17 protein-coding genes and 1 tRNA gene are annotated in these 24,427 nt (G+C 43.4%); 8 read left to right on the top strand and 10 right to left on the bottom strand.

From position 1 onward, the window contains the following. Positions 1-105 precede the first annotated feature (105 nt). From ACT29H_RS10670 to ACT29H_RS10655, 4 genes are all read left to right on the top strand, one after another. Positions 106-957, top strand: coding sequence for a 1-acyl-sn-glycerol-3-phosphate acyltransferase (locus ACT29H_RS10670; protein ID WP_444821618.1), 852 nt, complete (start codon positions 106-108; stop codon positions 955-957). A gap of 56 nt (positions 958-1,013) precedes the next feature. Continuing rightward, positions 1,014-1,961, top strand: a complete 948-nt coding sequence (locus tag ACT29H_RS10665) for a GNAT family N-acetyltransferase (protein ID WP_444821617.1) — start codon at positions 1,014-1,016, stop codon at positions 1,959-1,961. A gap of 1 nt (position 1,962) precedes the next feature. Next, the gene (locus ACT29H_RS10660) at positions 1,963-3,483 is read left to right on the top strand and encodes a dihydrolipoyl dehydrogenase family protein (RefSeq protein ID WP_444821616.1); all 1,521 of its coding nucleotides are present in this window, start codon (positions 1,963-1,965) and stop codon (positions 3,481-3,483) included. 83 nt (positions 3,484-3,566) lie between these two features. Then, positions 3,567-4,736, top strand: a complete 1,170-nt coding sequence (locus tag ACT29H_RS10655) for a serine hydrolase domain-containing protein (RefSeq protein ID WP_444821615.1) — start codon at positions 3,567-3,569, stop codon at positions 4,734-4,736. On the opposite strand, the gene ACT29H_RS10650 is transcribed toward ACT29H_RS10655, so the two are convergent. The 4 genes from ACT29H_RS10650 to ACT29H_RS10635 all read right to left on the bottom strand — a co-directional run bounded on the left by ACT29H_RS10650 (position 4,730) and on the right by ACT29H_RS10635 (position 9,193). Continuing rightward, positions 4,730-6,634: an amidophosphoribosyltransferase gene (locus tag ACT29H_RS10650; RefSeq protein ID WP_444821614.1), complete on the bottom strand. Its 1,905-nt coding sequence runs from the start codon at positions 6,632-6,634 to the stop codon at positions 4,730-4,732. The two genes, ACT29H_RS10655 and ACT29H_RS10650, sit on opposite strands and share 7 nt — an antisense overlap. A gap of 89 nt (positions 6,635-6,723) precedes the next feature. Next, entirely contained in the window at positions 6,724-7,197 is a 474-nt protein-coding gene (locus ACT29H_RS10645) for an SPOR domain-containing protein (protein ID WP_444821613.1), read from the bottom strand. A gap of 37 nt (positions 7,198-7,234) precedes the next feature. After that, on the bottom strand, positions 7,235-8,074 hold the full coding sequence (locus ACT29H_RS10640) for a universal stress protein (RefSeq protein WP_444821612.1): 840 nt from the start codon (positions 8,072-8,074) through the stop codon (positions 7,235-7,237). Positions 8,075-8,440: 366 nt separating this feature from the next. Further along, positions 8,441-9,193 (bottom strand): YebC/PmpR family DNA-binding transcriptional regulator, encoded by a 753-nt coding sequence (locus ACT29H_RS10635; RefSeq protein WP_444821611.1) that lies wholly within the window; start codon positions 9,191-9,193, stop codon positions 8,441-8,443. Between the two features lie 239 nt (positions 9,194-9,432). Between ACT29H_RS10635 and miaB the strand changes: the two genes are divergently transcribed. Together miaB and ACT29H_RS10625 are read left to right on the top strand one after the other, a co-directional pair. Then, positions 9,433-10,827 carry a tRNA (N6-isopentenyl adenosine(37)-C2)-methylthiotransferase MiaB gene (gene miaB, locus ACT29H_RS10630; protein ID WP_444821610.1) on the top strand — a complete coding sequence of 465 codons (1,395 nt, stop codon included), beginning with the start codon at positions 9,433-9,435 and terminating at the stop codon, positions 10,825-10,827. 209 nt (positions 10,828-11,036) lie between these two features. Continuing rightward, positions 11,037-12,203 (top strand): 1-acyl-sn-glycerol-3-phosphate acyltransferase, encoded by a 1,167-nt coding sequence (locus tag ACT29H_RS10625; protein ID WP_444821609.1) that lies wholly within the window; start codon positions 11,037-11,039, stop codon positions 12,201-12,203. A gap of 518 nt (positions 12,204-12,721) precedes the next feature. On the opposite strand, the gene aspS is transcribed toward ACT29H_RS10625, so the two are convergent. Continuing rightward, complete coding sequence (gene aspS, locus ACT29H_RS10620; RefSeq protein WP_444821608.1) at positions 12,722-14,476, bottom strand: aspartate--tRNA ligase; 1,755 nt, start codon at positions 14,474-14,476, stop codon at positions 12,722-12,724. 321 nt (positions 14,477-14,797) lie between these two features. On the opposite strand from aspS, the gene ACT29H_RS10615 reads away from it, so the two are divergent. Beyond that, positions 14,798-15,244 (top strand): nucleoside deaminase, encoded by a 447-nt coding sequence (locus ACT29H_RS10615; protein ID WP_444821607.1) that lies wholly within the window; start codon positions 14,798-14,800, stop codon positions 15,242-15,244. An 86-nt stretch (positions 15,245-15,330) separates the two neighbouring features. On the opposite strand, the gene ACT29H_RS10610 is transcribed toward ACT29H_RS10615, so the two are convergent. The 4 genes from ACT29H_RS10610 to amrB all read right to left on the bottom strand — a co-directional run bounded on the left by ACT29H_RS10610 (position 15,331) and on the right by amrB (position 21,491). Next, entirely contained in the window at positions 15,331-16,161 is an 831-nt protein-coding gene (locus tag ACT29H_RS10610) for a T9SS type A sorting domain-containing protein (RefSeq protein WP_444821606.1), read from the bottom strand. 412 nt (positions 16,162-16,573) lie between these two features. Continuing rightward, positions 16,574-17,746, bottom strand: coding sequence for a hypothetical protein (locus tag ACT29H_RS10605; RefSeq protein WP_444821605.1), 1,173 nt, complete (start codon positions 17,744-17,746; stop codon positions 16,574-16,576). A 113-nt stretch (positions 17,747-17,859) separates the two neighbouring features. Beyond that, positions 17,860-20,004 carry a spermine synthase gene (locus tag ACT29H_RS10600; RefSeq protein ID WP_444821604.1) on the bottom strand — a complete coding sequence of 715 codons (2,145 nt, stop codon included), beginning with the start codon at positions 20,002-20,004 and terminating at the stop codon, positions 17,860-17,862. Between the two features lie 59 nt (positions 20,005-20,063). Then, positions 20,064-21,491 (bottom strand): AmmeMemoRadiSam system protein B, encoded by a 1,428-nt coding sequence (amrB, locus tag ACT29H_RS10595; protein ID WP_444821603.1) that lies wholly within the window; start codon positions 21,489-21,491, stop codon positions 20,064-20,066. A gap of 331 nt (positions 21,492-21,822) precedes the next feature. Between amrB and ACT29H_RS10590 the strand changes: the two genes are divergently transcribed. After that, a tRNA-Lys gene (locus tag ACT29H_RS10590) sits at positions 21,823-21,898 on the top strand. 370 nt (positions 21,899-22,268) lie between these two features. Here the strand turns inward: ACT29H_RS10590 and ACT29H_RS10585 are convergent. Further along, positions 22,269-23,672: a S41 family peptidase gene (locus ACT29H_RS10585; RefSeq protein ID WP_444821602.1), complete on the bottom strand. Its 1,404-nt coding sequence runs from the start codon at positions 23,670-23,672 to the stop codon at positions 22,269-22,271. Positions 23,673-24,427 lie beyond the last annotated feature (755 nt).

The following is a 24,427-nucleotide window of genomic DNA, read 5'->3' as shown; positions in this document are numbered from 1 at the left end:
TCTGTACCCCCATCATTGCATGGGAAATCGCTGCGGGTTGTCCGTTCATTCTTGATGAAATAAGCTCATTTTTTTGTAATATTGGCCCATCAAAATATTTACCAAATGGGACCTAAAGGCTTCAACGACGTTAAAACCGAAAAAAAATTCATAGATGTTGAGCAGGTTTTTGCCAGCAAAAACCCTTCTCTGTTAAAGATCATACCCAAGTTTATAATCAACTACCTGAAACGTATCGTTCACCAAAATGAGATCAATGATTTTTTATCGGAAAAAGGTCATTTAAAGGGTGTTGAATTTGCCAGATCCATTTTGGACGACCTGTTTGGTGCCGGCTATACAGCCGTTGGGCTCGACAATCTGCCCGATGAAGGTCGTTTTTTATTTGCCAGCAACCACCCACTGGGAGGCTTAGACGGCATAGCCCTCATTGCGGCCGTTAGTGAGAAATTTCCAGAGATAAAATTCCCGGTAAATGATATTCTGTTGAATCTGAAACCCCTAGATAATATTTTCGTACCCATCAATAAGCACGGCGGACATTCCAAATCGGCCGTTAAACTCATTGAAGAGGCTTATCTGTCCGATGCTCAGGTATTAATGTTTCCGGCAGGATTGGTCAGTCGAAAACAAAAAGGGATCATTCGTGATTTGGAATGGAAAAATAATTTTGTCAGAAAAGCCGTCAAACACCAACGCGATATTGTGCCGGTTCATATTACCGGTCGCAATTCCAACTTCTTTTATCGGCTGGCCAACCTAAGAAAATTTTTAGGTATAAAGGCCAATATTGAGATGTTGTACCTGCCTGACGAAATGTTCAAGCAGTTTAACCAAAAGTTAACCATTCGTTTTGGGACGCCCATTTCCTGGCAACTGATCAAAGAAAGCGGCAATCCCGAAACCTGGGCACAAAAAATTAAAGATAAGTGTTACGAACTGGCAAAAATCGACTAAAATTAGTACAACCCAATCCTATTTTTTTTATTTTGCAAAGCAATAAACGCTAATCAATGGAAAATAAACCTATCATTCCACCTGTACCAAGAGAAGAACTGGAAGCTGAATTAACAAGGGAACGTTTTGTGCGTTACACCAACAAAGGCGAAAACAAAATTTACGACTTTACGGGCAATGAAGCACCGGCCCTGATGAGAGAAGTGGGACGCTTACGCGAAGTATCGTTCCGAAATGCCGGAGGTGGAACAGGAAAAGATTGTGATGTCGACAACTACGACACCGGGGACAATCCTTACCACCAACTTATTGTTTGGGACCCCAAAGCAAGAGAAATTTTGGGTGGCTACCGCTACATCATGTGCGACACACTGAAACCCGATGCAGACGGAAAGATTCCCTTAGCCACTGCGCGCATGTTTCATTTCTCCGAAAAATTCATTAACGAATATTTGCCTAAAACCATTGAACTGGGACGTTCATTCGTTCAACCCCAATACCAGTCGAGCAAAATGGGCGCCAAGAGCCTCTATGCGCTCGACAACTTATGGGACGGACTGGGATCGTTGATTATCAACCATCCAAAAATGGAATTCTTCTTCGGAAAAGTTACCATGTACACCCATTCCAACCCCAAAGTTCGAAGCCTCATCAGAGCTTTCATGGACAAATATTTCAACGATCCCGATAAATTGGTCTATCCATTTAAACCCATCAAATCGGAACTGACCGAAATCGAGATTCAGGAAATTTTTTCAGGAGACTCCTTTGCCGATGATTACCGGACGCTTAGCAAAACGGTCAGAGAACTGGGAGAGAACATACCGCCTTTGATCAATGCCTACATGAATCTGTCCCCTTCACTCCGAACTTTTGGAACCGCCATTAATGAGCGATTTGGAGAAGTTGAAGAAACCGGCATTATCATTACCATTAAGGATCTTTATCAGGCCAAAGTAAGCAGACACGTCCACAGCTATAAACCCAACGAGCCCCACCATTAATATGAGCATATCCAAAGATTCATATCAGTTCGATATTGTTGTGATCGGAAGTGGTCCCGGCGGGTTTGCCGCAGCCAGCAGAGCTCTGGATTTTGGCCTTGATGTGGCGCTTATCGAAAAAAAGCATCTGGGGGGAACGGGCATCATCAACGGCGTTTTAACATCGAAGACCATGTATGAACTTTCGATGGATTATTCAGTCGCTGCTCGAATCGACCGGGGCTACAGAGCTAGCGGGCTGGTGGTGGATTACGGGAAGGTCAGAAATACCGTATTGGAAGCTGCCAGAGAGAAACAATATCAAATGCGCAGCCAGATCGAAACTTTCACCAACAAACCCGATCTGGGGAATCTTAGTTTAATTACCGGACATGCACGGTTCATGAACGAATCGACCGTCGAAGTTAAAGACAAAGACCGGACACTGATCGTTAAAGGAAACTATTTTATCATTGCAACCGGTTCCAGGCCACGTAAATATCCTGACTTAAAGACCGACGGGAAACGAATCATCACGTCGGACGACATACTCTCACTCTCGAAATTCCCGGAACGGATGTTGATTATTGGCTCGGGAATTATCGGATGCGAATTTGCCACCATATTCTCTAACTTCAAACAAACGCAAGTCCACCTGTTAGATCGAGCCAACAGAGTACTGCCCTACGAAGACGATGATTTAAGTCGCTTCGTAGCCCGAAACCTGGAAAACAATGGCGTCAAGATACACCATACTGCCAGGATGAGATGCATCAGGGAATATCCCCGCCATCTGGAAGTGGTCTTGGATTACGATGCGGGGCACAGCAAGGTCATCGAAGTGGATGTGGCGTTAATAGCCATTGGACGAGAACCCAACACCAACGACCTGGGGCTTGAAGCCATCGGGGTCGAACCCGATAAAAGAGGCTATCTCCCCACCACCGAAACAGGAAAAATTACCAGCTCAAAAGGTTTTTCCAACATTTATGCCGTTGGGGATATATCAGGGCATGCCAACCTATACAGTGTAGCGGAATTTGAGGGACGACTGGCGGTGGAAGACATCATGGGAAAGATCTGCTATAAACCCGATTATTCCAACATGTCAACCCTGATGTTTTTTAAACCCGAAGTGGCAGCCGTTGGAGCCAACGAAAAAACACTTCAAAAAGAAGGGATTGGATATAGAGCTGTCTATTATTCCAATCACCTGGTCAACAGAGCCATCGCCATGCGAAACACCAACGGCTTTGTTAAAATACTGATAAGTAACGACAAGAAGCAGCGAATTCTGGGCATGCGGGCAGCTGGGCCCCAGGCATCATCATTCATCGTTGCCGTGGCTCACCTCATCAACCAGGGAAACAGTGTTAGTGAAGTGTTGAAAATATTTTATCCCCATCCAAGCATCTCGGAAGGAATACAGGAAAGCATGAGAGCATTAGTGTCAAAATCCATATACAAACCCGTTGCTTTCCCCGAAAATATCACTGTCAGCCAATGGAACCCCGGCGATCCGCCGACTCAAATCATGGATTAGGATCGCGGACATTCAAATCACAGTCGCTCTTTTCAAGCCTGTCCGGGGAAGCATGGCAAACCAAACACCAAAACTCTATTCGCATGGCAAATTCTTCAAAATCCCGGTTTAAAGGAAAAGTGGTTAAAAGTATCTTAGGTCTTTTTGCGGCTGTCGCTGTGGTAATTATTGCATTGCCCGGTTATCTTCAAAAAGGCCTTTTTTATCTCACCCCGGACATCGACGACTATAAGATCTTTGCCAACCGAACCATCAAGACCGGAGTGCCCGTTCAATGGAATGTGTCACAAAAATACAATACCGTTTCACTGCCGGATGCATTAACCGACTCATTGACAAAATACAATACGGTAGCATTCCTGGTCATTCAAAACGATTCCATTCTTTTCGAAAAATATTGGGGCGGATATACCGACACAACCATATCCAACTCTTTTTCAGCAGCAAAAAGCATTGTCTCTCTACTGGTAGGATGTGCCATCAACGACGGCTATATAAAAAGCTTGGACGAAAAGGTAAAAGACCATCTCCCCTGGTTGGAAGGCCCACACAGCCATCAATTAACCATCCGAAACTTACTGACCATGAGCTCCGGATCCGACTGGGACGAGAGTTACAATTCACCCTTTTCCATTACGACACAAGCCTATTATGGAAACGATCTGGACAAAGTCATTCGGAAAACCAAAATCATTCATCAACCGGGAATAAAATTCAACTACAGAAGCGGTGACACGCAGATTGTGGAACGATTGCTCAAAAAAGTGACCGGCATGGCTCTGTCCGACTATGCCTCTTTGAAGCTTTGGCAACCTCTGGGAGCGGAAAACGAAGCTCTATGGTCGCTGGACAATAAAAACGGCATTGAAAAAGCTTATTGTTGCTTCAACAGCACTGCCAGAGATTTTGCACGACTGGGTAGCCTGGTCTTACAAAATGGAACTTTCAATCAAAAAAGAATTATTTCAGAAAACTACCTAAATGAAATGATTACTCCGGCAGATTACCTGACCGACAAAGAAGGTAATCCGGTCGATTATTACGGACTTTTCTGGTGGGTCATGGATTATCACGGCCTAAAAATTCCCTATGCCAGAGGTATTCTGGGGCAGTACATTTTCGTAATTCCCGACAGAAATGCGGTTATCGTGCGCCTGGGACATAAAAGAAGCGGCAGCTATCTCAATCATCACCCCACAGATGTATATGCATGGCTTAAAACGGCTTTCACCATTCTTGACAGCAATCAATAGGCTCTGCCGTTTTTCCCTTCCATAAAATTAATGAAAGAAGTATTCACCACCTTGTTGCCTCCGGGAGTTGGATAGTTACCGGTAAAATACCAATCGCCCTGATCGTTGGGACATGCTTTATGAAGATTTTCCACGGTCTGATAAACAACTTCCACCTCGGCATCAAGATCCTCGGGTTTTAACATTTCCGCGATCTTTTCGGAAATCTGTTCTTCTGTAAAAGGACGATAGATCTCCTTTACGTAATTCACGATCTCCTCTTTCGGAAGATTTTGCTGCTCCTTACATTGCTTGTAAACATGGTCAATCACATCGGCCTTCCCGGTATCTTTCAGCAGCTCTATGGCCGCCGAAAAAGCACAAAAATCCTTCAAGCGAGCCATATCTATACCATAACAATCGGGATAGCGTATTTGTGGTGCGGAAGAAACAATAATTATCTTTTTGGGATGCAGACGATCCAATATTTTCAGGATACTCCTTTTAAGCGTAGTCCCCCGAACAATGGAATCGTCGATGATGACCAGGGTATCCACCTTATTTTTTACAATCCCATAAGTCACATCATAAACGTGCGCCACCAAATCATCCCGATTATTGTCATCGGTAATAAAGGTACGCATCTTGACATCCTTAATGGCAACTTTTTCAATACGTGGTTCGAGACCTAATATTTCGGTCACCCTTTCCTTGGTAAATTCCTCTTTCGGCAAGGAAAGAATTCGTTCGGCCTTCACCTTGTCCATATGCTCCCTGACGCCTTCCATCATACCGTAGAAGGCGGTCTCTGCTGTATTGGGAATATAGGAGAAGACGGTATTCTCAAGATCCCAACCAATTTTGTCGAGAATGATGGGCGAAAGCAATCGTCCCAGTTCTTTCCGTTCTTTGTAAATGTCGCGATCACTACCCCGCGAAAAGTAGATCCGCTCAAAGGAGCAGGATTTACGACTTTGCGGTACCGACACCATTTCTTCACTAACGCGACCATCTTTTTTTATAATTAAGGCATGCCCGGGCTTCAGTTCTTTAACCTCAACAGAACGGACATTCAGGGCTGTCTGGATTACCGGCCTTTCCGATGCAACCACTACAATTTCATCATTATAGTAGTAAGATGCCGGTCGGATGCCCCATGGATCTCGGGTAACAAATGCATCTCCATGTCCCAGCAATCCGGCAATCACATAACCACCGTCCCATCGTCGGCTCGACCGTTCCAACACCTTCCGCAAATCCAGGTCTCGCTCGATAAAGGACGAAATCTCCTTGTTGGAATACCCCTCATTCTTAAACTGCCGAAAAAGCAACTGATTCTCCTCATCCAAAAAGTGTCCCACATTTTCCAGCATCGATTCCGTGTCGGTATAATCTTTAGGGTGCTGTCCCAAATCTATCAATGTCTTAAATATCTCATCAACATTGGTAAGATTAAAATTTCCGGCCAGCACAAGGTTACGAGAGCGCCAGTTATTCTCCCTCATTACGGGATGCACATAGTCGATGCTGTTGTTTCCAAAGGTGCCGTAGCGAAGGTGTCCCAAATATAATTCGCCCACAAAAGGCAAATTCTCTTTGGCCCAAACCGGATCGTTCAGCAATTCCGGATGATGATCATGGACTGAATCAAAATGACTGTGAATACCTGAAAAGACTTCCTGAATGGGATTACCTTCATTGGATCGTTCTCTGAAAAGGTATTTCTTGCCCGGCGGCTGATCTATCTTCAGGCTTACGACCCCGGCACCGTCCTGACCCCTATTGTGTTGCTTTTCCATTAGCAAATACAATTTATTAAGGCCATACATCCATGAACCGTATTTTTTCTGGTAATAATTCAGGGGCTTTAAAAGCCTTATCAGCACAATGCCACACTCATGTTTTATCTGGTCGCTCATAGTTATTTTGAAAATAGAAGCAGCAAATTTATTGCAATTTATTGAAAAGGCCAACCAACAAAAAAACCCGTTTCATGATAACGGGTTTTTTACTCAAAATCGTTAAGTGAGATATCATCCGTTCGGACGATATAACAGGCCGGAAACTCTTCCTTTAACTTTTCCATCAAAGGCAATGCTTCATGCTTATGTCGGAAGCTCCCGGCACGGACTCGCCAAAAGGGGGCGCTGTATTCTATAAAAATATTTTCATCCGGAAATTGAGACAACACTTTGGCCTTGATCTCCTGTGCCTCCTGACGGGCTTTACTGCCTACACCGCTGAACAACTGCACCCGAAAACCTTCCACGCCCGCCGCCCGCTTATTCATGGCAATACGGGTCATGACCAATTTTTGCATACGCCCTGACTGTTCAATGGTTATAATGCCCTTTCCGTCCTCCACTTTTTGCAAGTGCTCAAATGGGGTGGATTGGGGTGCAGTACCTTCCACCGGCAACTGTCCCATCGCCCATGGGACAACCATTAAACAAAACAACGTTGATAACAAATATCCCTTCATAGTTTTAACGTCTCTTTGGACGGTAAAAATACAATTTTTATTCCTTAACAGGCACAACAAGAACGGGGATATCTGAAATGTTAAGCAATTCATTGGCGAAAGGCCGGAAAAAACTATCAAAGGGATCCGCAGATTTATTCAGGTGAATGGCGATGACGGTGGCCGACTTTTGGTGGGCAAGTTCCAATATATTTTTCACATCACCACCCCATTTAAATTTTATCACACTGGCCTTCAGAGAAGTGTTATTTCTGACATATCGTTCGGCTTGGATGGCATAGATATCGCTTCTTCCCGGCACTAACCATTTGGATTTTTTCTGCAGAGATATGATGCTTATTTCAGCTTTCAGCAACTTACCTAAACCGGCCACCACGGGAACGATCTTACGTGTCAGCTTATGGTGGTCGATGGGAAGCACTATATTATGTGGGGCTGCCCATCTCATATCTTTGCGGATGGTGAGAACAGGACAGGGCGCATGGGATACCAAGCGATAGGCATTGCTACCCAGCCATTTTTCTTCAACACCGGAGATTCCATGAGTCCCCACAATAATAAGTGAAGCATCGTCATACCGGGCCTGGTTGGTTATTTCCCGTACCACATTGCCCTCACGCACCTTGTAATCAAACTCTCCTCCTTCCACGTGATATTTCGGCAAAAACTTTTCAATGAGCAGATCCAGCCACTTCCTCGACTGACCCAACACTCGTGCTTCTGGATTATCGCCTAAAAACTCAGGCGCATATTTTTGCCCGGTCTGAACATGAATTATTCTCACTGCAGCCTGAAGCTGATTGGAAAGATCTACGGCCACCTGCAGCGCAAAAACTGAATTATCAGAAAAATCGATGGGAACAAGTATTCGTTTCATCCGTATAAAGTTTATCTATTTTATTGATCTGATGGAACTCGCATCACGCAGGGTTTATACATTCTCTTTGGTGATAAACCTACATCGTCATGCTCGTTTCATTCGTATATCGTTTTATCTGAGTTATTGTCTCCCGAACAATGGAAAGACTCGCATAACCAACGTTTATACTTTTACTTTTCCCGTAAGACAGAAACGGCGTGTGACAAGCGCGCTTGTCACACCCCTTTCACATCATCAATATCAATAAGGCTGCGAATGTGAGATTCTTTTCCCGCTGCTCTCCGGATATAATTTTTCGCACCTTAAATCTCTCACTTTAATACGTTTCAGATGGCCAAGAGGTTGCATCGACCCTTCACTTTCTTATTCAGATTCAAGCGATTTTGCAAGTTCGTCGGTCATATCCAAATTATGATAGACATTTTGCACATCATCGTTGTCTTCAAAATCGTCGATCATGCGCAGAAATTTTTTGGCCGTATTAAGATCTGCCTCTTTATAAGTATTGGGCACCCTTTGCAGGCCGGCATTTTCCACCTGAACACCCAATTGGTCCAATTTTTTCTGAACCGACCCAAAATCTTCCTTTGCGGTGGTCACAATAACCAATTCCTCCTCCATTTCAATTTCCTGAGCTCCGGCATCAATAAGTTCCAATTCCAGCGCTTCCAGATCCATATCATCATTCTTGACAATTTGGAACACCCCTTTTTGTTCGAAAAGGAAGCTCAATGATCCATTGGTTCCCATACTTCCCCCTCTTTTATTAAAGATAGACCGGACAGCACTCACCGTACGGTTGTTATTATCGGTCATGCACTCCAAAAAGACCGCCACGCCTCCGGGCCCATACCCCTCAAATGTAATCTCCTGATAGCTGTCGCCTCCTGCCTCCGAAGCCTTGGCAATGGCCCTTTTGATGTTATCTTTGGGCATATTGACCGAGCGTGCGTTCTGAATGGCCAACCTAAGCCGGGGGTTACTCTCCGGGTCGGGACCACCTTCTTTGGCCGCTACTTGTATCTCTTTCGTTATCCGCGTAAACATCTTGGCTCTTTTGGCATCCTGAGCTCCTTTTCGATGTTTAATATTAGCCCATTTACTATGTCCTGCCATATATCAGATAGTTTTTTAATTTTTAGAATTTTGTTTTTTTAACTTCTGAAAAATATTGCTCTCAACCTTTCGCATACAATCCCTGACGGGAAAGAGGGTTGCAAATTTACGAAAAACAAAAAAATCACACAAACCACTGATTCTATTCAACTTACAAACAACCAACCAATCCTTCTATGATACAATCACTTGGGCAAACCATCCATAAACCGTAAATTAGCGCCCAGATTATTTTCGATATGAAAAACAGCGAACTAAATAGCATTGAAACCGGTGAAGCCATTCTCACCAACCACGACGACGACAAAAAGCTATACATCGAAACGTATGGTTGTCAAATGAATATTGCCGATAGTGAAGTGGTAGCATCCATCATGCAAATGAATGGATACGAAACAACCCCCGACGTTGCCGGAGCCAATGCAATATTTATTAATACCTGCTCGATACGGGAAAATGCGGAACAACGTGTTCTGGGTCGTATCAGAGAATTTAAAGCACTGAAAAAGAAAAACCCCCGGCTGATTTTGGGAGTTATCGGATGCATGGCCGAACGGGCCAAAGAAGAGCTTTTGGAAGAAGGGGTGGATCTGGTTGCCGGACCCGACGCCTATCTTGATCTTCCCAATCTGGTAAATATGACCGAACAAGGTCAAAAAGCGATCAATGTAGAGCTTTCAAAAACACAAACCTATCGGGACATCATCCCCAAACGACTTGGTCCCAACAACATATCGGCGTTCGTCAGCATTATGCGCGGATGCAATAACTTCTGCACCTATTGCGTAGTACCTTACACCAGAGGCCGAGAACGTAGCAGAGATCCGCTCAGCATTAATCAGGAAATAAAAGATCTTGTGGCTAAAGGCTATAAAGAAATCACCTTGTTAGGGCAGAATGTCAACTCTTATCGCTTTGAAGATCAGAAATCGAAAATGAACTTTTCGCAATTGTTGGATTTTCTGGCCGGCCACTTCCCCGAAACAAGAATCCGATTCACCACCTCGCACCCCAAAGATATGAGTGACGAAACCCTCCAAGTGATGGCCCGCCACAACAATCTTTGCAAACACATCCATTTGCCTTTGCAATCGGGGTCGAGCAGAATGTTGAAACTAATGAACAGAAAATATTCTGCCGAAGATTACAAAAACAGAATTGAAGCCATTCGAAACCTATTACCCGGTTGCGGACTATCAACAGATATCTTGAGCGGCTTCCATTCAGAAACAGAAGAAGATCACCGGCAAACCCTCGAACTGATGAAATGGGCCGGTTTTGACATGGCCTACATGTTTAAATACTCCGAACGCCCGGGAACCTTTGCTGAAAAAAAACTCCCCGACGACGTTCCTCCCGATGTCAAAAGCCGACGACTCAACGAAATTATTGAGTTACAAAATCAGTTGTCACTCCAAAGTAACCAAAAAGATATCGGAAAAACTTTTGAGGTACTGATTGAAAATATTTCCAAAAAGTCGAAAGAAGAATTTGTGGGACGCACCTCCCAAAACAAAGTGGTGGTATTCCCCAGGGCAGGCTATAAGGTTGGCGATGTGGCCAACGTCAAAATTGTAGAGGCCACCCAGGCAACCCTCATTGGCATGCCTGTTCCAGGCACTCAAAAGCCATAAATATTCCCCCTTAAACATTGACAATAAATTATATGCCAACGATTTAAGATCAAGAAATTTCAACCCTAAAAATACAAATTGTCAAAATTACGGCTACCTTTCATCAATCTTTGTCCGTAATTTTGATAATCTATTTTAAATTAATAGAGCTGTTTATTTTAAAAACCGGCTTGTTTAAGTAATTTTGTCTGTAAATCAAAAAGTCAAAAATGACCAAAGAACTGGATTTTGAATCGATACGTCCTTATCAGGACCATGAAATTCAACAGGTATTTGAACGGTTAAAAAAAGAAACCTCCTTCATCGAACTTCTCGGTTTTCTTTATCCTGAATTGCCTCCTCAGAAATTCCTTAACAATATGATGCAAATCAAAAGCATTCGGCAATTTCAGCAGGAAGTTATTTCTCCGTATGTAAAAGAAGTCATCAAGAATACAACCAAAGGGGTTACCTCCGAAGGACTTGAAAATCTCCATCCGGACCAAGCCTATCTTTATATTTCCAACCATAGAGATATCATCCTTGATCCGGCCATCCTCAACATCATTCTTTTTGAGCAAGGGTTTGACACAACCGAAATTGCCATCGGCGACAATCTGCTAATCTATCCCTGGATCACCGATTTGGTGAAACTCAATAAAACCTTTATTGTGAAAAGAAACCTTCCGGTGCGTCAAATGATGGAAAATTCCACCCTCCTCTCAAAATATATCCGACACACCATTACCAATGTGGGGCACAGCATCTGGATTGCACAACGTGAAGGCCGGTCAAAAGATGGAAACGACAGAACCCAGCTCAGCCTATTAAAGATGTTAAACATCAGTGGCAAGAAGGATGCCGTTGCCGAGAACTTCAAAGAACTAAAAATCGTGCCGGTATCCATATCTTACGAATATGACCCTTGCGACTATCTTAAAGCACTCGAATTTCTACACAAACGCGACAACCCCGATTATACAAAAACGGCCGCCGACGACCTCAAACACATGGGAACAGGGCTTCGGGGCAGAAAAGGTCGCGTTCATTTTGCGTTCGGTCGACCCATTTGCGGCAATGAGTTCGACAAAATAAAAAACGTGCAAAATAAGAATGAGAAGTTTGAATATCTTGCCCGGTTAATTGATGAGCACGTTCATGAAAATTACAAGCTTTGGCCCGGCAACCTTATTGCCTGGGACATGCTTAACCCCGGCAATGAATACCGCGAGAAATACACCCCGCAAGAAAAAGAGACTTTCCTGAATTATATCGATGAACATCTCAATCGAATTGATGAGGGCGATAAAGAATTTCTGCGTCGTACGCTTTACGAAATGTACGCCAACCCCGTTGCCAACAAACGGGAACTACTGGGAAAATCGGTTTTAGGATAATCGTCTCAACACCCCAGATGGGAAGATCCTATCCGGGGTCTAAATAAACATCATTGAATCCCTCAATCAAAGAAAATACAAAAGGCTGCCCGTTGATTTTCGGACAGCCTTTTCTTTATGGAAAGCCGCTTAGCATTTAACCATTGTTTCATCTATCGTCCCAGAATGTTCCGACCAGTCACATAGTCCGATAGCCATTAATTTTTTCATCTAAGAATACCGCTTCCACTCTCCAATGCACAAAAACCGATTTACCTGCAATCCTTTTCAAAGTTTAAGAATTGGTCTTGGAAGCTGTTTTTCGACCTAAAAAATTTTAGATTCAATTTCAGCCGATGATTTTCGACCTGAAAAATTTTAGATTCGATTTCAGCCAATGGTTTTCGACCTAAAAAAATTTAGATTCAATTTCGAACCTCCAATTACCCTAATTATGCAACCGGAGGCCCCCCGCCAATCTATCGTTCAACCCAGAATAAATAGTTCTTACGTTCGGATGAATAGAGCATGATCATGCTCTATTCATGATCCTTAATGGCTATTCCCAACTCATCGAGTTGCTCTTTGCTGATAGAAGAAGGAGCATCATTCATAATATCCCGTCCAGCATTGTTTTTAGGGAAAGCAATCACCTCTCGGATGGAATCCACCCCGGCAAACAAAGAGACCCAACGATCAAAACCAAAGGCCACACCACCATGTGGAGGGGCTCCGTATTTAAAGGCATTCATCAGGAAGCCAAATTGTTTTTCGGCCTCCTCTTCGGTGAAGCCCAAAACTTTAAACATCTTTTGCTGCAAAAGATCATTATGAATCCGAATGGATCCGCCTCCGATTTCTACTCCGTTAATAACCAAATCATAGGCATTGGCTCTTACGGCTCCCGGGTCGGAATCAAGCAGTTCAACATCTTCTTCCTTAGGTGAGGTGAAGGGATGGTGCATGGCATAAAACCGTTTCGAGTCCTCATCCCATTCGAGCAACGGAAAATCAACCACCCAGAGGGGAGCAAATTTATTTTTATCGCGGAGTCCCAAACGATTTCCCATTTCCAGTCTTAATTCGCCAAGGGCCGTAAGGGTGTTTTTTCGCGCCCCGGCAAGGATCAGCAATAAATCTCCGGGTTTGGCACCGCACAGGTCACACCAGGCTTTAAAATCATCTTGCGAGAAAAACTTATCTACTGAAGTTTTAAAGGAACCATCGTCATTATATTTGACATATACCAATCCTTTGGCACCCACCTGAGGTTTCCTGACAAAGTCGGTCAGCTGATCCAGTTCTTTCCGGCTGTATCCGGCGCATCCCTCGGCGCAAATGGCGCCAACATATTCCGCATCATCAAAAACCCTGAAACCTTTATTGGACGCATTTTCGGTAAGGTCAACAAATCGCATCCCAAAGCGGATATCCGGCTTGTCGGTTCCATAATAGTTCATGGCATCGGCATAGGGCATTCTCGGAAAGTCACCCTCAAACTCCACCTCACGAATCATCTTAAAAAGGTGTTTGGTCATGCCCTCAAAAGTATTCAACACATCTTCCTGTTCCACAAACGACATTTCGCAATCAATCTGGGTAAACTCCGGCTGACGATCGGCTCGCAGGTCTTCATCTCTGAAACATTTTACAATCTGAAAATAACGGTCAAAACCACCCACCATCAGAAGTTGTTTAAACACCTGGGGCGACTGAGGCAAGGCATAAAATTGTCCGAGATTCATGCGCGAAGGAACCACGAAATCGCGTGCACCTTCCGGGGTAGATTTCATCAACACCGGCGTCTCTATTTCAATAAAATGTTGATCATTAAGATACTTACGTACTTCGAGCGCCATCCGATGTCTCAATTCCAGAGCTTTCCGAACAGGATTTCGACGCAAATCCAGATATCTGTATTTCATGCGCAGCTCTTCGCCGCCGTCGGTTTCATCTTCAATGGTGAAAGGCGGTAAGTCTGCTGAATTAAGAACTTTCAACGAATCCAAAAGAATTTCAATGTCGCCGGTTGGAATTTTATTGTTTTTGCTGCTTCGCTCGGCCACCTTGCCCTCCACCTGCACCACATACTCGCGTCCAAGCGCCTTCACCTGTTGATTCAGCTCATCCTCTTCCTCACCATTGACCACCAACTGAGTAATTCCGTAACGGTCACGAAGATCAATAAAAGTCATCCCACCAAGATTTCGGACACGCTGAATCCATCCGCTCAAGGTTACCGTTTTGTTGACATCAGACAATCTCAATTCTCCGCAAGTATGTGTTCTATACATTATTCTTTATTTTTATGAGGGTAATTGTGCCCCCGGGTCCACTAATTTTGATTTTGCAATATCTTTGCGAAAATATAAAGAAAAAAAGAAACCAACGGCACTGCTTGGAAAAAAGGTCACTGTTATAAGCGATAGATTTTTCGATTTATCGATTTTAAGCGCTTCCATCTAAGCACCAGGAGGCAATCGAAAACCCGGGAATGGCCGAAAAGCGTTAACTTGGAGTTGGGGAGTCGCCAAAAACAATCAACTCGTCACCAACCGTTCTTCCCGGCATTTCAAAAAAATTACCTTTACAAATTCATTTCAAAAGCTTATTGAATGGGAAAGATTGATTTTACCGACCAGTATTTTATGCAACAAGCCTTACGCCAGGCAAAAGAAGCATTAGCCAAAGACGAGGTTCCCGTGGGCGCAGTAGTCGTGAGCGAAGGGACCCTTATTGCCGGAGCACACAATATGACCGAGACGCTCAATGATGTCACCGCTCATGCCGAGATGCTGGCCATTACTGCAGCATCGGAACAGTTGGGCAGCAAATATCTTCCCAACTGCACGTTGTACGTCACCCTGGAGCCCTGTGCCATGTGTGCCGGCGCCCTTAATTGGGCACAAATAGGACGTATCGTTATAGGGGCCAAAGATGAGAAAAGAGGTTATCAAAGATTAACGCCTTCGCCCATCCACCCACGAACCGATGTGACGGAAGGCATTCTCGAGGCAGAATGTCAACAACTGCTAAAACAATTTTTTGCCACCAAACGCTAACGTTCGTTTTCTTTTGGATCCAAAAAAAATTCCCTCTTCCGGGGATGCCGAAAGAGGGAATAACCCAAGTAACCCTATGAAGTTAATTAGCGAACAGCCACTTTCTTCATTGTCATTTGGCTACCTAAGGCAACGCTCACAATATATATATGGCCGCCTGCTAATTCAATTTGATTCAATCCGGCATTGGCCATCCGGCTGGTCACCTTGCGACCGTTCAGATGATACACCTCAATCTGACCGGAAATTGCCGGATTATTCAGCAGATGACTGCTGATATCCACATTTAAAGTTTCATTTTTACTGAATACCCGAATATTTGCTGCGTCGCTCTCTTCATCCAATATTCCGGTAGGAACACGTGCGGTGGTCTTCCGCGTCAAATGAAGGACAAACCGTTCATGCTCGATGCCTATGGTGGTAGGCGTGTAGCTGTAGGACGTTGTACGAAGATTTGAATAACGTTCCAGTTCTTTATCTTCAAGCACCACATCAAATTCTTCCGTAAAATCCGACAAGTCGGCAGATATGGTACAATCATCCGATACTCTGTTTCTGACGCTTAGAGGAATTGCCACATAATTTTTTTCTTCCAGAGAAGAAAAGCCGTTTATGGCAAAATTCTCATTTCCAATTCGTGTGAAAACCTCCGGAATCTTCTCGGATGAGTTAAACATTTTATCCGAATCCTCGGGTCCGCGACCATCAGCAAATCCTTCATAAAAATAGATGACTGCCTGATCGAAAAGATAGGGATTTTCTATTTTTACACGAATTAAATCGTAAATGGTGGTTGATTTCAAAGATCCTGAGGAGTTAGAAACTCCTGTCAATTTATTTTCCTGATTTTGGCCGTTAACACTTTCCATTAAAATGGGAAAAGCAGCCAAAAGAACCATGGCGTAAAACTTCTTCATAGGGTATCCATTTTAATCCTTACTACTTCGGTTACTTCGGTACTTGGGGTTGACGAACGAAGGATAATTTTTGATGAATGGTTAATTATCTTTGACGAACGTCTTTTCCATGTAACGCCATTCTTCTTTAAAAAGTTTCAGAAAACCATTAATATTTTTTTGACGACCGGAGCATTTTTTTCCGGGAAAAGAGATCAATTATTTATGAATGATCAATTTGCAGTGATCAACATTCATCAAAAAAAAGCAGCATGGCTAAAGCCCTTCTTTTAAAAAAAGACAAAGCGCGCGCTCTTTCAAGATGATGATAATCCCGAAAATTAAAATTTGAAAAATAGAGTGGAAAGGGAGGAATCAATAAGGCCTATGAGAAGGCCTATGAGAAGTTAGGTGGGGTTTGTTAATGGACAGTTCAGTTGTCCACTTTACGCAGGATTCTCCAATCGACAATACACACTACTTTATCTCGCAAAACCGGGCACTTATCCTCAATAATTTGCCGAACCTCGGAAGATCTCTCCACGTGAATATCAAACAATGATTTAGGGAAGGCGACCTCAGCAAGCTCAGGTTCCGTATCCATGTTGCGAATGCCAAACGTCCGAACAGATACTTCCTCAAATCCTGGCATCAATTGGTTGACTTCACGAACATAGCTGAATGCCCCGATACGATCTTCGGCATAAACCGGATGCACGTGAAACGCCAGATCGATCTGCTGCATCAAAATTTGACGAAACTCACGGGCAGCAATACCCGAAACCATCGCAATCACCATCCCCCCCGAAATAATTATTTCGAAAGGTTGATAACGCTGGTAATTGTAGTGTGAAGGATGCGTATTTTTCAAGTAGGTGGACCAAAAAAGATTCTCACTTTTTCCGATGGGCCGAACATAGGGATGAAGAATTAAATCTCCCCGATGGAACGTTAACACCACATTTTCCATACTGATACTTCGTGCCCGTGCAATGATCTTTTCTTTAAACAGGTTGTTGTGATACGGTTCTTTTCGATGAGAAGAGATGGTTTTACGAGGATTGACCTCCGGAAACAACGAAACACGGATCAGCGAAAAAACCGGTTCTCCTTTCTGGTTAAACAACAAATGAGAGGACTCAATCACGGAATAACCGGGCTCGGACGCTTTGTAGATATTGGTAATTTTAATGGTACACGAGAACGTATCGCCCGGGAAAGCCGGATTTAAATAGAGGGCATCGCGGACTGCCAGTTTCAAAACGCTGGAATGGGCAAAATTTTCAACACCAAGACTCAGCGTCAGATTAAGCAAAAAACTATAGGGAAGAAAGATCTGATGAAAACCAAGCCTACCGGCAAATTCACGGCTGCTCTCGGGGTAGGATGAGGTGGGCATAAAACCACTCCACATACTAACAACCGACTCATCCACCGTAATATTATAACGGCTGAGGATTTCTTTTCCGATAAATACTTTGTCCATCTCGAGCCCATACTCAACCCGACGATTTGGTTTTAAAAATTCTTCCATATACTTAATCTCTTCCCCACAAAAATAGGAAAAGCCTTCGACCCGTTCAAACCTTTCCGTCCGTTCAATCACTATTTATTCCTTCCACTTCATAGAAATATGCCCCCGGCAACATTCCATTCGGGATCCGTGCTGATTAATAACAATAAAGGCAACTCGTTTCTTCCGGATTTCAAAAAAACAAATTATGACTTTTTTATGAGCAACAATCCCCCAATAAGCAACCCCATTCCCAAAAGGTATCCGGTATTGACCAGACCACTAAAAGGCACCAAAAAGATGGCCGTCAGGAACGACCCCAGAGCTCCACCTGCCACATCGGCACCGTAGGTGATGGCGGCATTGCTTTCTATACGTCCCCGACACATCGACAGCCCAACCACAAATATTCCACCACCCAAAAGAGCCAGCAAAAAGCCAAAGACAAAGACCATGAATGGGAAAATCATCAAATTGGCCAGTCTATCTAATATTGGAATAGCGATTTCGCTCAACAAACCCATGGCAACTAACATCACCGGAAAATAGCGCTCCCGGAAAAAAAAGAATTGTTTTTTCCCCAACACACCCCCCAATGCCAGTCCGCCCATAAAGACAGAGAACAAAACACCTGTTGCCCGATACAAATCACCCATTACCAGCTGCCAGAAAAGTAAGATAACGACCTGCATTCCCCCTAATACGATGCCCGACATAAATACCCCCCGGGAACTTCTTCTGAAAACCAATAAGCCCACAAGCACCATGATCCCCAGAACTAAAGCCAGCCAAGTCATCTTTACGTTCAAAAAGTTCTCCATGTCATGGAGCGCCATGCGAAACAACACCGGTTTAATTCTGGTATTTACCTGTCCATCTCCTGATAAAGCTGTTGCGATTGGTCTGATTCGTTTTTCCAAAGTTTCGGAGGGAAAATGATCCTCATTAACAAAGCTGTTTTGGGCAACTACCTTAGGGTGGTAATCCCACCACCCGGCACGAACTTCTGAATCCGATGCCACAAAATAAATTTTCTCGCCGGCCCATATCCGAATATAGGGCAGCACTGCGCCGAGCGTTTCTTCCAATGAGTTTAGAATGGTCTCCACAGGCCCACTGCCAAAAGAATGATAATCCATTCCGCCGGCAACCAGCAACCCGCCATCATTCATATGCCTTTTTAGAGCGGAGAAAAAATCTATTGTTAGAAATCTGGTAGAAGCCAAATCCTTAGGGATTCCTCCACCGACCAAAACCACATCGTACCCTTCAGCCGATTTTTTATTCAGGTAACGCACAGGATCATCCGGGATAAATCGAACCCGCGCCACCTTGTCATCTCTGGTTGCAAGGAGCGTTTTCTCAACATCGATACAGGCTTTGTCGGATGAAAGAAAATCGATCTGCAAGGACTCATATTTTAGAGCCTCGGATAAAAGGCCGGGGCCCACATTAATCAACAACAATCGTTGCGGATGGGGATGTAATAAAAGCGCCGGATGGAGTCTCTCTTCCCTGTTTTCAGCCTGCAATTGACCGGCAAAAAAATGACCTTTTCCAAAAAAATCAACAGTCTTCTCTTTTCCCAAAACATCAATGGATCCATATGGCGAAAAAAAGGTCTTCCGAACAGGCGTTCCAAGCACTTTCTCCCTGGCATAATTATATTGAGGCGAAAACACCATTAAAGCAATCACCAACACCGACACAAAAAGAATAACCCTGTAGACCACCCTTTTAACAGGGGGAATCAGAAAAAGAAATACCAGAAAATTGATCAGAAGCAAAAAGGAGATAACAGCAAAGGCATCAAGCCACAAGCCTGCCCCCAACGAAAAAAGCAATCCGGCAATCAAGCTTCCCAGCTGCTCCGATACATATACGCTTTCCGTTTGGCGCATCTGTGAAATTTGACTCAAGGATGCCGAAAACCACGTAAACATCATACCGGCCGGGAAACAAAACACAAAGGTTATTACAGCTGCAATAACCAACCACTCCCCCAGACCGGGAGCCACATCCACCGGCACCAGCCATGCTTTGGACAGGTAGAGCACCCACAAGGAAAGATAGGCAGAAACACCTGTCAACAAAGGAAACAATCCTGAGTATCGCCATTGAAACGACTTAAAATACCTGGCAGTAAAAGCACCTGCCCCGGCAAATAACATCCAAAATGAGAGAAAAACACCCACAATCAGTTCATTCACGGCAAACAAGGAGGTCAGCTCCCGAAGCAATAACACTTGCACCATTATCATTGTGAAACCACTGACAAATACGGCAACTCTTCCTTGTCCTAAACCAGAGAGTGGCCATGAAGAAATTATTCGCTTTTTTATCTTTAGCATTCTTCTCTTCTGAAATATTATCTGACAATTAATATAAAACGAACCGTTTGATTTATTTTTCACGATTCACCAAACACCATGGCTTCATAGATAAAGATATCAGCCTCTTTCCATCCGTCCCATCCGATACCGGCTTTATCCCGGGCACAATACCCCAGCAACTCTTCTCTCCCCCATCCCGTTTTGTTGGCCACCTGGGGTAAAAAGGTTCCTCTGGCTCGGCCTTTCTCCACCACGATACCATGCCGTCCGGGGATTATTTCTGATAGCTCTTTAATCTTTTTCATGGGAGTGAGTACAGAAATCTCTAATCTTATGTCATCAAGTTCATCTTCTTTTACGGACAGGAAACGCGTGTCATCAAGTGCCGCAGATTTGGTCATACGATCCACCACCTTCCACAAAGGTTCAGAAGATCCAAATTGCCCCACACATCCTCTCAATTGACCTTCTTTATACAAAGAGACAAAAGCCCCGGTATGCACCTTCACCCGCTCCGGCGGAACTCCTTCCGGCGCCTTAGTAATTTCCCCTCGGACCACCCATTCGAGCACCTTTCGCGCCCGCAACAACAACCATGACTTTTCATTTTCGTTTAATGAGAAACCCCTTACTTCCATTTTTGTTTTAGGATTCCGCGAAATGGTGATGGCGTGATAGCCCACTACGCTTGAAGAATCACCAAACTCGACATCCCCGGAATTACGGTATTCAATATGACGGAAATGCAGGCCGGATAGTTCTTCGGTAACATGCAAAAGAGTAAGCACCGAGGTCCACCCGCAAAGGCTGGTTGCCAACCGTTCAACACCCAGTTTATCATTCTCCTCAAGGGTCTGCATCAACAAACGGGGATTATTTTTCAAAATAGCATTGGCAGTTATTCTATCCACTTTTGAGGCATCTTCATAGGCGGGGTAGTGAGAAAAATCGGTGCTGACAACAAATAAATTTCCCGGCTTAAAGTATGGCTTCAGAGCTTTCGCCACATGCTCTGCTCCTTTGGCATCACGAGGACCCATCACCACCGGAACCAGTTTGAACGGCTTTTTAAGCCGATACTGCAAAAAGGGCAGCTCCACCTCCAGGGAATGCTCTTCCAGGTGTGGTGTCGAATAACCGGTTATAAATGGCGATGAATCAACCAGCTTTTTGGCCAGTGCTTTGTCCACTTCCACCCGCCCCAATGGGGTCAAATAATCGCCGTTGGTATATACCGAAGCCCCATCAAAAGCCATACGGTGACTTGAACCAATTAAAAACACTGTTTCATAGTCCGCATCTTCAGGTATTTGATTAAAGGCTGAGGCAGCAACCACCCCGGAATAAATATAACCGGCATGTGGTACAATGACAGCCATAATTTCCTCTTCACCAACTGGAGGTTTGGCGTCATCGAATAACCGACCCAAGTCTTCCTTTAAGGCAACGGGATTTCCTTCATAGAATATTCCCGCAACCACCGGTTCTCTATCTTTTATCTCCATATCTTTTCTGTTTTGCCCTACACCATTGAAGCGATTCCCCTAAAATGACCTCACTCTCTTAATTCAAGAGCAGACCTTTTTCACACACTAAATCTCGCTAAATAAAAACGGTCAAACATTTTTGCAGGCTTGTTAAATTTTATCGAAACCGAAAATGGCAATATCTAAAGGTACAAACTAAAATTTTCCGCTCAAAAAAACCAATAATTAATCGACTAAAAACTCGGTATTTACGGGCTATGCAACATTTTTTAACGACATTTTTTTACACGAATCCTTGCGAGTTCCAAATTAACCCCCTATTTTTGCACCGCGTTTAAGAAAAACGGATGACTCAGTAGCTCAGTTGGTAGAGCACATCCCTTTTAAGGATGGGGTCCAGGGTTCGAGCCCCTGCTGGGTCACCACTCAAAAAAGCCACCTCAAAAGGGGTGGCTTTTTTGTTTTTACCTCATTTCAAAAAATGGAATGAGTCGTTTTGAAATCCCTCTTCAACCCCAAAGAAAAATCCTCATCTACATCGTAAAAAAACATCATCCCACCAAACACACCAACAGAAAATCAATCAACACTCGATGTCCGGTAATCCGGATTACAACTACAGTTTATTGCAGATAGTCGTTGAAAGATCACCACAAAAAAAGCCGTCCGACTTTAAAAATCCCAAAGTCGGACGGCTGAAATGCTTTATAGCAAAGTCAGACCGCAAAGAAGCAGTCTGAACAAAAACCATTATTCGAATAGTATAAGACCCCTCACAAAAAACTTAATTTCTTTTTAAAAGTCGGCTTCCAACAACTGAGGACGTTCAGAAATAATAAGATTTCTCTTCATTTCAAGCTGAGCCGGCACTAATTTTCTATACTTAGCAGATGCGGATTTCAGCCCCTTTTCGGTGGTCAGATCTTGTCCGGTTGCAAGGCTCAAGGCTTTTGCCAGAGCGGGATCCGACAAATCTCCAAACGGCGTAGAAGACAAGAGATCCATCCCGACCTCATAGTCACTAGGTATTCCATCCGTAAAATCGGTATAGCCATCAGCATTGGCATATTTCATCACAATGGGAATGATGGCCCATTCTTCTTTATCATCCGGCAAAACCCAGGCGCCATAACATTTCCCGTACGTAGCTTCACCAACCGTTACCACTTCCGTATAGGGCATCAATCCGGAAATAACCAATTCGCTGGACGAGGCTGTCCCGGAAGAAGTTAAAAAGTAAACTCTTTCCTTCATATTTACATTTTCAACATCATTTCGAAAATAATAATACAAATTATCCTCACGCTCATAATACTCAAAATAATCCTGTAGATCCTTATTATATTTCATTGAAATCAACACCTCCTCGTTTGAGGAAACATCAGCTGGTGCAATGGCCGATGCCAGATAGGCGGCGGCATCAATATCACCTCCGGGATTGTATCTAAGGTCCACAATAAGATCGGATATTCCGGCGGCTTTAAATTCAGAAAAAACCACATCCAACGAGTCTAGAAATCTACCCCCTTCGCCTCCAGTGATAAATTCTGCATACACCAGGTAACCGACCTTGTGCCCATCCAAATCAATCACGTCATAATGCAACACCGGATTGGTATCAACCACTCTTGCCACTAAATCGATCGATTCTCCCGTATATGAAATAACATTCTCCTCTATCTCAGCCAACTGAACAGAATAAGCATCCTGGCTATACAAATCATAGTAATTGGTGGTATTCAAAGATGTACCGTCTATCGAAAGAATAATATCCCCTCTTTCAATACCTGCTTCCTCTGCCGGCGAGCCTGCATACACATAATCAACAACGATAAAGACACTTTCATTATCACTCATCAGATAAAAAGAGGGACTATACCCCATCTGAACCGGAACACCATCATACTCTGCAGACAGCGAGGCATAATCATCGGTAATCCATGACCATCTGTCTTTCTCCTCATATATCAATTTAGAAAAATAGTCTATCGGATCTTCTTCCTGCTTATAATCTATGTCAGGCATTTGTTCACTCCATAAATATGCTTCCATATTCTCATAGATCCATTTGTTCACGTCCAAAATATCCTGCGATATGGACTCCTCATTAATTTCCTCTCCCGTTTCATTATCATCATCACTACAGGAATAACTCAGTAATAGAACACCGAGAATTAATAAAAAAAATCTAATTTTCATCCGCATAAAATTTATTTAAATTATTGATTGAATGGAACTCGCATGACAGATATTTATACATACTCTTTTGTGACAAGCTGTCTTGTCGTACTCATTTCATTCGCATTTTTTTAGCTTGAGTAATTCTTAGAAAAACGCCTCTTTTATAATCACGGTTAAACGCATTCTCAAAAAGGCCAAACTTAACCATCACAGCAAATAATTATAACGTATAATTTATGTCTTTATACTTCACTATTACTACAAACTGATGTAAAGATAACATAAATTCCGGACCCATCTTCATATTACAACAGGCCCTATCACCTCATTCATTCTGATACACCTCCACAAAAGAAACGAATATATTGAGGGTTGATAGATTTTCTCCTAAAGCAAAAACAAAAAATAAACATGCTATTTCAATCCCCACTCAGAGACTTAACCGACTCAGATACCGCAAATCTCTTTCTTGAAAAACCCAATTATTTTTTTAAGACAAAATGTCACCCTTCCATCCTATTTAACCATCCAACCTATGACATATTTTCAATCACCTCATCATAAATCACTCCAAATATAAAATAGCACTCACTTTTTCACTAGTATATAATTTATTTACCGGATATAAGTTAAATCTCGTACAGCAAATATTCATATATGTTATTATACCCAATAGGTCGGAACAATGGAAGAGAACTTTCTTTCTTTAATCGTTTAAGTACTTTGGAATAGCAAATACAATTTAAAGATAATTCGACAAAAAATGGTCTACA

Source organism: Thermophagus sp. OGC60D27, assembly GCF_052400625.1.
Classification (GTDB): Bacteria; Bacteroidota; Bacteroidia; order Bacteroidales; family Marinilabiliaceae; genus Thermophagus.
Note: the sequence above shows the minus strand (reverse complement) of the source record. Positions and strands in the feature narration are given on the sequence as shown.